Below are 14,476 nucleotides of genomic sequence, written 5' to 3'. Positions count from 1 at the left end.
CGAAATTCACCTCCACCCTAATGTCGGGTGGAGTCCTCTTTCGCTTTTTTGATAGACCAAATGACTTAGGGCACGCCCTAGACACAGCTGACTATATTTTTAGCTTTGACATAACAAAGAACGCGCATTAAAAAACCGCCATTGTCAGTCACAATGACGGTTATTTTAGCAAATTTCAATGGCGAATATATTCTATATATAGTATCAGCTGACTGCTTCTATCATATAATCTACAGCAGCATAGACCTGTGCTTCACTTATCTTGTCAGTCACTTGCGCTGGCATATTCTTAAAGCCTTTTGCTGAATGTATATGCAGCGTATCTTTACCTTTGCTAAGACGTGCTGCCCACGCGGCTTTATCACCATATTTTGGTGCATTAAGCAAACCTGCCTCATGACACACTTTACAGTTTGACTCATAGAGCTTAGCACCTGCGTCAGCAGCCAATACTTCAGGCTCAGCAGCCACTTCTGGCTTTGATGCTTCTACTTCTGACTTTTCTGTCGTCACAGTCGACTCAGCAGCGTCTGCTTCAGGTATAGATTCAGGCGCAGCAGTTTCAGATTCAGCCACTTCAGACTCCGCTGTTGGCGTGTCTGCTACAGCAGTACTAGTCGTGGTTTCATTAACAGCCGTAGGAGATTCAGTGTCGGCGTCATCACTGCTACAAGCACTCAATACCAGTAACATACTAATGCTAATGGCGGAGACGGTCAGTTTGCTCATACGCTGTTGTTTATTCATCATAGTCACACCTTTACCTAATATTTCGTGCTAGCAGCTGCGCATTGCCTCAAATTGTGGCGCTAATTTATGGCTTGTTTCTATAGCGTGTTCTCATTTTTATCGATATTTTCAAAATGAGGACACGCGCTAGTAGAAATCACAACAACCATAAAATCAGTACTTACTCCGCTGTGTCAGCGTCCGCAGCTTCCATATCAGTACTATCCGTAGCCGCAGCATCGGTATCAGCCGCTGCATCGGTATCAGTGTCTATACTGTCATCGGTCGTGGCTTCAGTAGCGGCATCTGTGTCGCCTGCTTCGTCTGTTGCCTCTGTACCATCGACTGGAGCGACTGCGGTTTCTGGAAAGTCGAACTCTTCAGCGTCAGGTGCATTTTCACGAGCAAGTGCTGAGGCAGCATCTACGCGATCTTTTGCCAATACTTCATGTGACTCGCCCTCTTCGTGACCACCACAAGCGCTAACACCAAAACTAAAAGCGACAATAAATGCTGTACTCAACGCCGTATTTAATACTGTCTTTTTCATTCAAACATCCTCAATAAAATGCACACAAAACGGTTAATATGCTTACTACTATATGGAAAATATCATAGCATAAACTCCAACCAAACCGTTATAGACAGTAGGGTTTTTATTCATGATAATTTTATGCAAGATATTTATGTATACATCCAATATTCGCTAAAATATATAGTTCACACAACAACCTATCCTTATCTCAACATCACATCATGCAGTTTGCATGATAAATATGGATTAACACACTAAATTTATTGACTTTTTTAATATTATTTATTAAAATACCTGCCCTTGTGCTCATGCGCAATATTATCCTAGTTTGAGCTGATGCCTGTGGTCTTGAGATATCACGGCTAAATACTAATACACAGCCAAACTAATGCCTTTATATCTCATCCTAATCAAGGAGTCTTCATGCCTGCAGTTAAGGTTAAAGAAAACGAACCAGTAGATATCGCTATCCGTCGTTTCAAGCGTGCTTGTGAAAAAGCTGGTGTATTATCAGACGTACGTAAGCGCGAGTTTTATGAAAAACCAACGCAAGTACGTAAGCGTAAAAAAGCAGCTGCCGTAAAGCGTTATAAGAAAAAACTACAACGCGAAACTATTCGTACCACTCGTATGTACTAATCTATATTACGATTAGTTAAATACAAGCGCTACACTAACGCCACTGTTATCAATTGATATCAGTGGCGTTTTTTATGCTACAATTTTTATGATTAACACTTAGCCAATAAGGATAATAACAATGAGCCAAATTAAACAAAACTTATCGGATAGCATCAAATTATCCATGAAAGCTCGTGAGCTTGAGCGTGTTAAAGTATTGCGTAACATACAAGCCGTCATCAAGCAAATCGAGATTGATCGTCAAACAGAACTTGACGATGACCAAGTATTAGAAGTACTACAAAAGCAGCTAAAACAGCGACACGAGTCGCTTGGTATTTTTACCGAAAACAGTCGTGACGACTTAGCAGCCAAAGAGCAGTTTGAAATCAACATCATCAATGAGTTTATGCCAAAACAAATGGATAATGAGGAGCTTACAGCCTTGGTACAAGCAGAAGTCGCTGAGCAAGGTGCAACATCTATGCGTGATATGGGTAGTGTGATGGGTGTGTTAAAGAATAAAACCGCAGGTCGTGCTGATCCAGCTATCATCTCTAAACTGGTAAAAGAAGCACTGCAAAGCAAATAGCTCGTTACCTATTATTGATTAATCGGTATTTTGATACAAATAACCGCCTAAGGCTTAAAGTCTTTGGCGGTTTTTACTGCCTTAATTTCTGCATTGATATTAGCCAAGAGTGGGCGTGCACTATTTGCTTGCGTGGTATTTTGTAGTTTTTCTGCCAGTTGCTTAGCTTGTGTGAGTGATATTAGCGCGCTTTCATAGCGATTACTCCATAGCTGATCCTGACTCCGATAGCGCAACGCATTGATTGTCGCAATATTGGCTAATTGTGGTGATGTAGTCGTTTTTGCTAACTTCTCATTGGCCAGCTGTAAACTCTGCCAAGCATAGCGATCACTTGGCTGCTGCTCTATCAAAGTTTTGAGCAATGCTTGCGCTTTAGCTGGCTGGTTGCTGTTGGTGAGCGCTTCGGCCAAATAAATCCGAAGATCACGACGCTCAGGATAAAGACGATGTTGCCCATCTAAAATCTCAGCGGCTTCTGACCACTTATCTTGTTCTGTCAATACTTGGCTATGAGTAATCGATAACAAAGGCTCCAACCTTTGACGCTGTTCCACTGGCAATGCATTGATTTCACTCAGTACTTTTTCGGCATCTTTAAAACGTTGCTGCTCACCATACCAATTCATCAATGCCAATTTAGCACCAACGCTATTATTGGCAGCAGTGGTCAATGTTGTCTTAGAAGCATGCTTACCCATACTTTGTACACGCCAATAGAGCAGATCAAACAACGCTTGATGACGTTGCTGCTGGCTCAATGATAATGACGGATAGCTCTGCGCGCGACTTTGTGAGTCACTCAAGCGCTCGTTAGTCAATGGATGTGAGAGTATAAAACTTGGTAAGAACTGGTTTTCGGATTGATTCAGCTGACTTTGTTGATTCATGGTCGCAAAAAATCGCGGCATCGCTCTCGGATCATAACCTGCGTGAGTCATGATTTGCATTCCTATCCGATCAGCCTCACGCTCATTGCTGCGACTAAACGCCATGCTACTATTCATCGTCGCTGTTTGGCTACCCATCATCACCGCTGCTGCTGCATCACCATCGACCGCTGACGCTGCTATCGCCGCTAGCATACCTCCTACCTGCATCAGTAATGCTTTTTTGCTGTCATCGACACCACTCTCATAATGATGTTGGCTAAGATGCGCAACTTCATGCGCTATCACACTGGCAAGCTCGTCCATACTTTTGGCTGCCAATATGGTTCCTGTATTGATTCCAATGACACCGCCTGGTGCCGCAAAGGCATTAATACTAGGGCTATCAATAATCACCAAGCCCATTAGTGCTTGTTGCCGCGCTTGAGCATTAAGACGCCACGTCATGTCTTTGAGCGTTTCTTGAATCCAAGGGTCATGCTCCATCTTAATGCTACCATTGACATTTCGTAGCGACCACTCACCAAGCAATTTATTTTGATATTGTTCAGCGAAGCTCAAGCCTTGACCACGCAAGCTAGGTAGACTTAGTGTGTCGGTTTTTGCAGGCTGCCACGAATTATAATTGGTTGACTCTGTTTGATTACTGCTACCACTCCAGTCAATACTATTGGCCGCAGCGGGTATGGCCATCAATAATGCCGCTGCAACTCCTGATGCAAAAGCACTTGATACCGCTATAGACAGCATCGTTTTTTTTCGTCCACAAAAAAGCGACATGAAGCAGAGCACATGTTGGTTTGACTTGTGTATATTCGATGAACGGATGCTGGTACTACCAAACATCGACTGTCTATTAGAGTGATACAAATACTTATCCTATACAAGTGAGTATGAACCATGTTTTGTCGACTATACGAGCTTGTTGATACAAGGTCAATTCTAGTATGTTTTCGACTACCAATAACTAAGCGGTGTGTCACTATCGTGCAACATCATTGTGTGATTCTAACGAACCGAATACGATGTTGATTATATTCAACTGCACTGATACCTTGGCTATTTGCTATAATAGCAACTTAAACAATAGGTTTGGGTTGCTATTGAGCACAAGGCACTCCATAACAAAACCTTAAAATTAACAATATTCTAAAACCAACTATTATTTACCATAAAAATAGTGCCAATTAAAGTATTGGTCTTTATAAAGGTTGTTTTATGTCTGCTGATAGTCAGTCCACCATCCTCCATACACATGACGCTATAAGATTATCAGAAAAAATCTCTAGTGCTGATCAACAAGAGATCAATCAACTTTTAGCCTTATTGAAAGCAGATAACAGTGCTTTAAACCAGAATGCAGAGATAAGACCACTTAGCATTAATATTACTCGCTTCGTCGATGGCCGCGGACTTGCTTGTCCGATGCCGTTATTAAAAACCAAAGTGGCATTACGTGATGTCGCAAATGGTGACTCACTATATGTCGTCGCCACCGATGCCAACTCACAAGCTGATATCACTGCTTTTTGTCGTCAAACTCAGCTGCTATTGATTATTAATAGCGTCACCCACCAACAGACAACTAATAGCATATCATCACAGCGTTTCGATACAATATATCACTTCATCATTACTAAAACTGATAGCAACTAAGTGTCGCTATCCTTTACAATTACAACTATAAATATTTTTATATGACTATTTGCGTCACTATTTAATAAGGTCAAGAATATGGCTAATACTTCTAATGATGCTACAAAAGATGAGGCAGCACCGGTAATAAACGAAGCACGTGATGCAGCGCTAAAAGCTGCCGCACAACGACCACCTTATGATGCGAATGCGCTAGGTGATACCAGTACCCGTGACTTAGTACCTGCGATGCCAACCCATTTATCTGCACCTGGGGTCAATCTCGGTGCTTATATCAATACCGTCCATCAAATTCCTATTTTGACACCAGTACAAGAGCAAGAGCTAGCGCATCGCTACTATGATGACGGTGATGTGGAAGCAGCACGATTACTTGTGATGTCACATCTACGCTTTGTGATTCACATTGCGCGCAGTTACTCCGGTTATGGCTTACCACAAGCCGACTTGATTCAAGAAGGCAACCTAGGTCTAATGAAAGCCGTAAAACGCTTTGACCCCAACAAAGGCGTACGTTTGGTATCCTTTGCTGTACATTGGATTAAGGCGGAGATTCATGAATTTGTGATTCGAAACTGGCGGATCGTAAAAGTTGCGACCACCAAAGCACATCGCAAACTGTTCTTTAATTTGCGTAGTCTCAAAAAGACCAACAATCAGCTGACTCTAGAAGAAGCTGATGCTATTGCAAAAGATCTCAATGTCACGCGTAAACAAGTACTAGAGATGGAGTCACGGCTCACATCTTATGATGCATCATTTGAAGCGCAATCTAGTGATGATGACGATGGACGTTATGCACCGCAGCTATTTTTAGAAGATGGCATCGATCCTGCTGAGCAGTTAGAAGAATCAGACTGGGAAGAGAATAACTCCTCTGCCTTAATCGCAGCGATGGATACTCTCGATGACCGTTCTCGCGATATCGTCGAACAGCGCTGGCTCTCTGAGCAAAAATCTACCTTGCATGAGCTAGCAGCCGTCTACTCTATCTCTGCAGAGCGTGTCCGCCAAATCGAAAAAAATGCCATGGATAAGATTCGCGATGCAATGACCATTGATAGCGTCATCTTGCCAGATGACATTCAATAACAGCTGCCTTTTAGTCGTGATAGCTTTTAGATAAGATGAATTCAACATGCTAAATTGGATAGGTATTGCAGCGATCAATATGGCTGTCGCCGTCGCCCTAGGTGCATTCGGCGCGCATGGCCTCAAAAACATTGCCAGTGCTCAACAGCTAGAATGGTGGCACACGGCGACCTTATATTTATTTATCCATACACTTGGATTGCTGCTGGTTGGTCTGCTGATTCGTCTCAAATACATCACTCAGACAACGGCATGGCTACTACAGATCGGTATTATCATATTTTCGGGCAGTCTTTATGCAATGACACTTGGGGCGCCACTGTGGTTCGGAGCTATTACACCTATCGGTGGTGTATTAATGATTATCGGTTGGCTATGGCTAGCACTATCAGCATTCAAAATACATGATTCAGCAGCCAAATAGACACTCATATAAAATAGATAACAGACAATGTGAAGAATCATTATGCTGATAGCAGTAATACGAAACCATTAAGGAGTGTTTTTTATGAGTACCATTAGTGTCAATGGTAAGACATTGCAAACTACCCACCAGACTGTGCAATTGGTTATCAATGAACTTGGACTTAGCCAAGGGCGTTATGCGGTAGAAATCGACGGTGAGCTTATCCCCAAAAGTGAGCTTGGTCATCTACGTATCGTGGAAGGAATGGACATCGAGGTAGTACAAGCCGTTGGTGGCGGCTAGTCATTATAACAAGCTCAGTATAAATACTTGATAATAGAAAAGGCCTCAAACGTATCATACGTTGAGGCCTTTTTCCTTTTTTGTATTATCATGCCAATTTAGTAGAATCAAGTTTTAACTATATGGGCCAGATGTCCTCTTTATTATCTTACCTGTTGTTATTGAATCAGCCAATACTCGTTAAATCTGAAAAACACTAACACTCAGTACTAAAACTCATTGCATTATACTGCAGGTACCACGTCGGCAGCTGTGAGATCGTCATAGCGGTCGTCACGTCCAGCACCCTGAGTCTTTTTACGATCTTGGCGGGTTTTATATTTACGTACTTGTCTATCAAGTTTGTCTGCCATGTCATTAATGGCTTTATACATATCATCTTCACACGATTGGACAAACATTTCTTGACCTGAGACTCTCATTATCGCTTCAGCTTTATGGCTTTTTTTACCACCATCGCTAGAACCATTGTTATCCAACGATAATATCACTTTAATACTTTGTATCTGATCAAAGTGTCGTTCTACTTTCTCAAGCTTTTCACGCACCGCTTTATCCATAGCTTCGGTAACACTGATATGGTGACCACTGATAGAAACATTCATATTATTGTCCTTTTGTTTGTACTAACAATCAACAGATGAAATAGCATTCCTGCCTTTATCACCCTGCTTTACCAACCGCTAATCTATCGCCTTTGATAGTCAATGCATGTAATCAAATGCTAATGTATCCTTTCATCATCTCTCTGATTGCTGCTATAAATAGGCTAAATCGATATTTAGATTTCGTTGTTGGTATGACTCTAATTTGTCATGAAAATTGAATAGTAGCAAGACACTATATTGTAATTAAATGTAATAAAACCTGTTGTTTCTATCATGTTTCTATATAATCAAAAAATTTTATTTTTTATATTTGAATTAAGCCATAAAAGACCATTGTATGACATTACTCACAACTTTTTGAATAACATCACTTAAAGTGTGCTGAGCATTCATAAATAGGTACTATCAGTGCTATTGTCAAACATACAACACGCCTTAATATTTTTGTTTGCGCTGGGTAGATGAACCAATATTCATCGCTTCACGATATTTAGCCACTGTTCTTCTAGCGATATCGATACCCTCCGCTAATAAACTGTCCTTGATACGACTGTCTGATAATGGCTTTTTCGGATTTTCATCGGCTATAAGCTGCTTAATCATGGCGCTAATAGCCGTTGAAGATATGTCACCGTCATTACTACTGACATGTGATGAGAAGAAGTGTTTTAGTGAAAACAATCCTTGTGGTGTCAAAATTGTTTTGCTAGTAGTTAGACGCGATACCGTAGATTCATGCAAATCAACTTCTTCTGCGATAACCTTTAGTATCAGCGGTTGCATTGCCGTAGCACCATGTAACAGAAACTCTTGCTGATAACGGACAATACTGGTTGCCACTTTTAGCAAGTTCTGATTACGCTCTTCGATACTACGAATGAACAAACGCGCATCAGTGAGGTTTTCGCGTAAATATTGATTATCAGGACTGTCGTCACCACGCTTAACTAAATTGGCGTATTCTTGATTGACCCGTAACTTTGGCAATGTGTCGGGGTTGAGACGCACATACCAAGCATCATCCTGTACATCAGATTCTAAATTATTATCACTCGTTTGATGACGAACAGGTGTAACCAATACATCAGGAATGTCGTAGCTGTCTGTTTCACGCACATAATCTGGTTGACTACTCTGAAACAATAAGCCTGGCGAAGGGTTTAAGCTGCGTAATAGATTTAATGCAGGTGTGATTTTTTCAGCCGCGAGCCCTGTCTGCTCAGTAAGTGCTTTGATATTATTACTGACTAAATGATCACTAGCTGATAATAGCGCTTGGGCTTCTATTAAATATTCTGTATCGGTATTAAGCTTGGATAACTGAATAGCGAGACATTCACTCAAACTTCGTGCACCAACACCCAGCGGGTCACAAGATTGAATAATGCGTAATACGGCCATTATTTCATCTTTCTCAACACACTCATCCCATTGATAAAAGCTTGCCATGGTATCTAAACTTTGTAGAAACTCATCAACATCTAGCCGAATAAACCCCATATCATCCATAGAATCTATTAGATACGTAGCGATCACCATATCCGCTTCTGAAAGGTGTTTAAAATTTAGCTGCCAACGCACATGATCTTGGATAGTGGCAGACGTACCACCTTGATAGCTATCAAAGTCTTCATCGCTTTTGTTACCCGTATTGGTAGCCACTGATGCATGATTACCACTATCAGCGCTATTAAAACTACTGTAATCATCGCTATCCATAGTATGATTGTCTACCGCACCATCATCGATATTTACTTGCTGTAGTTTATCAAAGCTATCACTAAACCCCTCATCATACTCAGAGTTAGCAGTCGATGAATCAGCATCCGAATTTTGATTCCAGCTATCTAACGTCAATGGCTCATTCAGCTCATCGATAGTATCATCGCCACTATGATCGTACTCATCTTCATCATCTTCGACACGTTCAAGCAATGGATTACTATCCAGCTTGGCCTGAACCTCTTGTGCGAGCTCAAGACTAGAGAGCTGCAGCAATTTAATAGCTTGCTGCATCTGAGGGGTTAGTTTCTGTGAGGTACTCAGCGTGGTTGCCAATCCAAACGACATACTCATGGGCGGCTTATTACACTCCGATAGTAAAATATTATTCTATATATATTTGGTTAAACGAGTAGTTTAACGTTATTAGGACATGACGATAGCATTTTTTGATGCAATCTTGCTATGATAATTTATACTCTGTTCAGATACATTTATTACTTTTCTGTCATAAAACTATGTAAATCTTAGCATTTCAGCATAAATTACTAAATAATTGATATGAAAACTGTGCGTCTAACTGGAGCATGCTTTTAACCCAAGCAATAATCATTTAACTGAGCTGAAATGAGAAAAATGGTAGATTAACAAAGAAAAGCCTACTGTGAATATGAATATATTGGCAATTTTAGCCCATCTACAGTTTATTCTTTAGATTGAGGACAAGCTCTAGGTATGATGAATAATATCAGGGTCTGTTAAATATTAAATTTGAATAAACAAGTCTCAAAACTCACTGAGAACACTACTATGAATAGCAAAACAAACAATCCATTGCTAACCGCTGCCATTCAGATGAATAGCCAGCAAAATATTGAAAAAAACCTCAATGATATCAAAGCTGCCATTATCGAAGCACGTGCGCAAGGTGCTCAACTTGTTGTTCTACCAGAAAACTGCTGTAGTATGGGACAGCAGTTTTCTACCGCAGAGCGTTTCGATGAACTATCAGCAACCATCGCTGGATATGCGCACACTTACGGTATGTATGTATTGGTAGGCTCACTACCTTGCCTTTATCGTCCAGATGGCATGATCGTACCAGATGGTAGATTGCGCCAAGTCAGTCAACTGTTTGCTCCTGACGGTAAGCAAGTGGCGCGTTATGACAAGATTCATTTATTCACAGCAACCGTGGCAGATAAGCAAGGCAGCTATAATGAAGCCGCAACTTTTGAGCCAGGCACACAAACAGTGACTGTACCGCTCGAAGCAAACAATGAAATTTACCATCTAGGCATGATGGTGTGCTTTGATTTACGTTTTCCAGCATTGGCGCAACGTCTAAGGCAAGCAGGTGCAGATATATTGAGCGCGCCTGCCGCATTTACTTATCTAACAGGCCAGGCGCATTGGTCTTTATTGTTGCGGGCACGTGCTCTAGACAGCCAATGCATGGTCATCGGTGCGGCACAGGGCGGTGATCATGTTTATAAAAATGGGGATATTCGCCAAACGTGGGGGCATAGTACGATTGCTGCTTACGATGGTACCATCATAAACAGCTACGATGACAGCGAGCTGAATGATACCGCTAATAACGAAGAAAAACAGCATTATGCTTTGGTATTGGCATCACTAGACAAACCAACACAACTGCAAGGGCGACAAAAAATGCCCATCTTTGACTGCCATCGTTTGGCGTAACCGATACTTAGCTCGAGTTTGAATCACTGTCATTTTGCACATGAGTAGCTCGGGGATGAGCGCGATCGTAGACCTGTGTCAGTTTAGCAAAATCAACATGGGTATAAATTTGCGTGGTGCTGATATCACTATGACCGAGCATTTCCTGTACCGCTCGCAAGTCGCCACTACCTGATAGCATATGTGAGGCAAAGCAATGTCGCAACAAATGCGGATACATATTTTGAGCAATACCTGCCCGTGTTGCAGCTACCTTTAATCGTTGCTGCACCGCTCGCGTTGACAAACGTGTGCCTAACTTTTCGCTGATAAACAAAGCTGTGTCCATCTGCTCGACCCACAGATTACGATGCGGCAGATAGCGCGTTATAGCCTCTGCAGCCTTTATACCTAAAGGTACTAAGCGTGTTTTGTTACCTTTACCTGTCACACGTACCCGTAACTCTGACAGGTCCACATCGGCCATATCTAGCGCAACCAGCTCACCAACACGCAAGCCACTACTGTAAAGCAGCTCAAACATGGCTTTATCACGTAACCATAAACGCGCTTGTTCCGGAGAATCTGGTATCTCTTGATCAAGTAATTGAGTGAGTAAGTCCACATCAGCGATAGACGGTAGCGGTCGAGGGCTACGTTTCAGCTGATAGCCTGTCGTTGGATTGATACGTGCCAGTCCCTCTTCAATCAACCAACCATAAAAATGGCGAATAGCTGATAACTCTTGCTGCACACTGGCAAGCGCAAGCTTATCTTCATCGAGGCGTTGGCTGATATGTTGGGCTAATTGGCGCTTATCACAACGCGTCCACGTCAAGCACTTACCTCGCAAAAATAGCGCCAGTTGGTTTAATCCAGAAAAATAAGCCGTTAAAGTATGCCGCGAGTGATTACGCACTGATAAAGTGTTTAGCCAACGATGCACATCTGACAACAACTCCCTTAACGCGGCATCTGCTTCTATAGTGGCTGCTTGTGTATCTGACAACCATGCTTCTGACTCTGATACAGGCAGGCGCTGACTATTTTTGTTTGACATAGCTCTATTAGAGACGACCATCGTATGTACCTAGCAGTTAATATGAGCCGCTTATCGTTGTGCATGAACCAAAATTCCATTAGCCTTCTGAATTAGGTTTGATACCTGCTTGTGCCATTAATCCATCTGGACTAAAGACACCTTCATAGACAAAGGCCGTTGGGCCAGTCATCATGACTGAATAACCTGGCTGCCATTTGATAATCATACTGCCACCATAGAGCTGTGCGCGTACTTCTTCCCCTTCATCCAACCAGCCTTCACGTATACCAACAGCCACTGCAGCACAAGCGCCTGTACCGCAAGCTTGGGTTTCACCGACGCCGCGCTCATAAACTCGCAGGCGAATATGACGCTGATTCATAATCTGCATAAAGCCGACGTTTACATGATCTGGAAAAGCCGGATGTGACTCAATGGCTTTGCCCAAGGTTTCGACCTCAGCATCAAGCACATCATCGACCTTGATAACCGCATGAGGATTACCCATATTGGCAACATAGAGCTGTACAGGTGTGCCATTTACATCTAGGTGGTAGGCGTTTTGGATTTTGGTAGTGGCTCTCGGGCTAAATGGAATCTCATCCGGCTCAAATTTGGGCTTGCCCATATCGACCTCTACCCAACCATAACGATCTGTAGTCAGCGTGATAATACCGCTAGCAGTCTCAACACGTAGACGCTGTTTAAATGACAGTTTACGTGCTTGGACAAAACGAGCAAAACATCGTGCACCATTACCACACTGCTCAACCTCTGTACCATCAGTATTAAAAATACGATAACTAAAATCAACATCCGGACGCATAGGTGGCTCAACGACTAGCAGCTGGTCAAAGCCAATACCTAAATGACGATCTCCCAATAACTGTACCAAATCCTTGGTTAATTCTAAGCGCTGGGTCACCAAATCGATGACCATAAAATCATTGCCTAGACCATGCATCTTAGTAAATTCTATTAGCATACCTTTGATATCCTATCCTATTTTTATGTATGGCTTATATTAGCACGCTGTCAGATACATTCATAACTATCACTGCTATCAAATTTTGTCATAAAAAAACCCATTGTTATTTCAATAATGGGTTTTCTGTCGCAACTAAGACCTAATGAACGCTAGGTAAGTCTATTAAGACTGCCACAACGTTTCATTTTCATATAGTGACTCAATCGTTTCACGCTGACGAATCAGTTGATGACGATTATCAGCTACCATCACTTCGCTAGCACGGGGACGCGAATTATAGTTGCTACTCATGGTAAAGCCATAAGCACCAGCGCCTGTAACTGCTAACGTATCTCCTACTGCCAATGACAATAAACGATCTTTTGCTAAGAAATCACCCGTTTCACAAATCGCGCCAACCATATCCCATGGCTGTGTACCAGCAGTATCGATACCGTCGCTAGGCAAGACGCCTGGAATCACTGCCATCTCTGCCTGATACAATGCTGGACGAATCAAGTCATTCATCGCCGCATCAACGATAGCAAAGTTTTTATGTTCGGTTGGCTTTAGCACATCAACTCGAGTCAATAGCACTCCTGCATTGGCCACGATACTGCGGCCCGGCTCAAAGAATACCGTTAAACCAAGCTCGCTTAGCTTTGGTAATAACGCAGCAGCAAACTCATCCATAGATACGGGCGTCTCATCGATATAGCGCACGCCAAGACCGCCACCCAAATCGATATGACGTAGCTCAATACCTTTCTCACGTAGGCTATGTACCAGCTCAATCACTTTGTCCAATGCCGCCACGAATGGCTCTACTTCCGTCAGTTGCGAGCCAATATGACAGTCGATACCGACAATATCGATATGTGACAATGTCGCAGCTTGCTCATAGACAGCCACTGCATCTTCGTGTGCGATACCAAATTTATTGTCTTTTAAACCCGTTGAAATATAAGGATGGGTCTTGGCATCTACGTTTGGATTTACCCGTAGTGAAATCGGCGCTGGTTTATCAAGCTGCTGTGCTACCTCATTAATTAAAGAAAGCTCACTAATGGACTCAACGTTGAAACAACCAATACCTTGATTCAGTGCATATTCAATATCATCACACGTCTTACCAACACCTGAGAATACAACGCGGGCAGCATCCCCACCTGCCGCCAATACTCGCATTAACTCACCACGTGAGACAATATCAAACCCTGCTCCTGCTTGCGCAAGCACTCCAAGCACCGCAAGGTTAGAATTCGCTTTGACAGCGTAGCAAACCTGGTGCGGCAAGCTAGAAAAGCTATCAGTATAAGCCTGATAAACATCCAATATCGCCTGTTTTGAATAAACATAACATGGCGTGCCATAATGCTTGACTACGTCATCAACATTAACCTGCTCCATATGTAATCGACCGTTATGGTAATGCAGTGCTGGCAAATGAGCAGTTAAGGCTTCAGGATTGATATATAAACCCTGTTCTGTTTGGGTGGTTATTGTCGTCATTATAGTTATGTCTCTCATTCAATCAGATAAAATTTGTCAGAATTTTTGGGCAAAATCCACTAGGGCGTGTCCCTAATCTGGAAAAGTAAGTATAAAGCCTTTAAAATAAAGAGAC

The 14,476-nt window shown here is 42.3% G+C and carries 15 protein-coding genes; 7 read left to right on the top strand and 8 right to left on the bottom strand.

The annotated features are described in order from the left end of the window. Nucleotides 1-204: 204 nt before the first annotated feature. Together EI164_RS09905 and EI164_RS09900 are read right to left on the bottom strand one after the other, a co-directional pair. A complete protein-coding gene (locus tag EI164_RS09905; protein ID WP_192519802.1) occupies nucleotides 205-750 on the bottom strand; it encodes a c-type cytochrome in 546 nt (181 codons plus the stop codon). Nucleotides 751-910: 160 nt separating this feature from the next. Beyond that, nucleotides 911-1,279: a hypothetical protein gene (locus EI164_RS09900; protein WP_192519801.1), complete on the bottom strand. Its 369-nt coding sequence runs from the start codon at nucleotides 1,277-1,279 to the stop codon at nucleotides 911-913. A 408-nt stretch (nucleotides 1,280-1,687) separates the two neighbouring features. Here EI164_RS09900 and rpsU point away from each other — a divergent pair, with 408 nt between their 5' ends. Then, complete coding sequence (gene rpsU, locus EI164_RS09895; RefSeq protein ID WP_010195908.1) at nucleotides 1,688-1,903, top strand: 30S ribosomal protein S21; 216 nt, start codon at nucleotides 1,688-1,690, stop codon at nucleotides 1,901-1,903. 121 nt (nucleotides 1,904-2,024) lie between these two features. Then, a complete protein-coding gene (locus tag EI164_RS09890; RefSeq protein WP_192519800.1) occupies nucleotides 2,025-2,477 on the top strand; it encodes a GatB/YqeY domain-containing protein in 453 nt (150 codons plus the stop codon). Nucleotides 2,478-2,524: 47 nt separating this feature from the next. Here the strand turns inward: EI164_RS09890 and EI164_RS09885 are convergent, their stop codons facing one another. Next, nucleotides 2,525-4,237: a M48 family metalloprotease gene (locus tag EI164_RS09885; RefSeq protein ID WP_225739216.1), complete on the bottom strand. Its 1,713-nt coding sequence runs from the start codon at nucleotides 4,235-4,237 to the stop codon at nucleotides 2,525-2,527. A 348-nt stretch (nucleotides 4,238-4,585) separates the two neighbouring features. Between EI164_RS09885 and EI164_RS09880 the strand changes: the two genes are divergently transcribed. The 4 genes from EI164_RS09880 to thiS all read left to right on the top strand — a co-directional run bounded on the left by EI164_RS09880 (nucleotide 4,586) and on the right by thiS (nucleotide 6,824). Further along, nucleotides 4,586-5,023, top strand: a complete 438-nt coding sequence (locus EI164_RS09880; protein ID WP_192519799.1) for a sulfurtransferase TusA family protein — start codon at nucleotides 4,586-4,588, stop codon at nucleotides 5,021-5,023. Nucleotides 5,024-5,251: 228 nt separating this feature from the next. Then, nucleotides 5,252-6,115, top strand: coding sequence for an RNA polymerase sigma factor RpoH (gene rpoH / locus EI164_RS09875; RefSeq protein ID WP_225739217.1), 864 nt, complete (start codon nucleotides 5,252-5,254; stop codon nucleotides 6,113-6,115). 46 nt (nucleotides 6,116-6,161) lie between these two features. After that, nucleotides 6,162-6,539 (top strand): DUF423 domain-containing protein, encoded by a 378-nt coding sequence (locus tag EI164_RS09870; RefSeq protein ID WP_192519797.1) that lies wholly within the window; start codon nucleotides 6,162-6,164, stop codon nucleotides 6,537-6,539. Nucleotides 6,540-6,623: 84 nt separating this feature from the next. After that, entirely contained in the window at nucleotides 6,624-6,824 is a 201-nt protein-coding gene (gene thiS / locus EI164_RS09865) for a sulfur carrier protein ThiS (RefSeq protein WP_192519796.1), read from the top strand. A 224-nt stretch (nucleotides 6,825-7,048) separates the two neighbouring features. Here the strand turns inward: thiS and hpf are convergent, their stop codons facing one another. After that, nucleotides 7,049-7,429 carry a ribosome hibernation-promoting factor, HPF/YfiA family gene (gene hpf, locus EI164_RS09860; protein WP_192519795.1) on the bottom strand — a complete coding sequence of 127 codons (381 nt, stop codon included), beginning with the start codon at nucleotides 7,427-7,429 and terminating at the stop codon, nucleotides 7,049-7,051. Between the two features lie 438 nt (nucleotides 7,430-7,867). Continuing rightward, the gene (gene rpoN, locus EI164_RS09855) at nucleotides 7,868-9,508 is read right to left on the bottom strand and encodes an RNA polymerase factor sigma-54 (RefSeq protein WP_192519794.1); all 1,641 of its coding nucleotides are present in this window, start codon (nucleotides 9,506-9,508) and stop codon (nucleotides 7,868-7,870) included. 456 nt (nucleotides 9,509-9,964) lie between these two features. Between rpoN and EI164_RS09850 the strand changes: the two genes are divergently transcribed. Further along, on the top strand, nucleotides 9,965-10,861 hold the full coding sequence (locus EI164_RS09850) for a nitrilase-related carbon-nitrogen hydrolase (RefSeq protein WP_192519793.1): 897 nt from the start codon (nucleotides 9,965-9,967) through the stop codon (nucleotides 10,859-10,861). Between the two features lie 7 nt (nucleotides 10,862-10,868). Here EI164_RS09850 and EI164_RS09845 read toward each other — a convergent pair whose 3' ends face one another. From EI164_RS09845 to lysA, 3 genes are all read right to left on the bottom strand, one after another. After that, nucleotides 10,869-11,900, bottom strand: a complete 1,032-nt coding sequence (locus tag EI164_RS09845) for a tyrosine recombinase XerC (RefSeq protein WP_413038456.1) — start codon at nucleotides 11,898-11,900, stop codon at nucleotides 10,869-10,871. Between the two features lie 79 nt (nucleotides 11,901-11,979). After that, on the bottom strand, nucleotides 11,980-12,867 hold the full coding sequence (dapF, locus tag EI164_RS09840; RefSeq protein ID WP_192519791.1) for a diaminopimelate epimerase: 888 nt from the start codon (nucleotides 12,865-12,867) through the stop codon (nucleotides 11,980-11,982). Nucleotides 12,868-13,032: 165 nt separating this feature from the next. Further along, a complete protein-coding gene (gene lysA / locus EI164_RS09835; RefSeq protein WP_225739215.1) occupies nucleotides 13,033-14,361 on the bottom strand; it encodes a diaminopimelate decarboxylase in 1,329 nt (442 codons plus the stop codon). Nucleotides 14,362-14,476: the final 115 nt, after the last annotated feature.

The sequence above is a fragment of the Psychrobacter sp. FME13 genome, assembly GCF_014861395.1.
Lineage (GTDB): Bacteria > Pseudomonadota > Gammaproteobacteria > Pseudomonadales > Moraxellaceae > Psychrobacter.
This window is presented reverse-complemented; position numbering and strand designations above follow the sequence as displayed.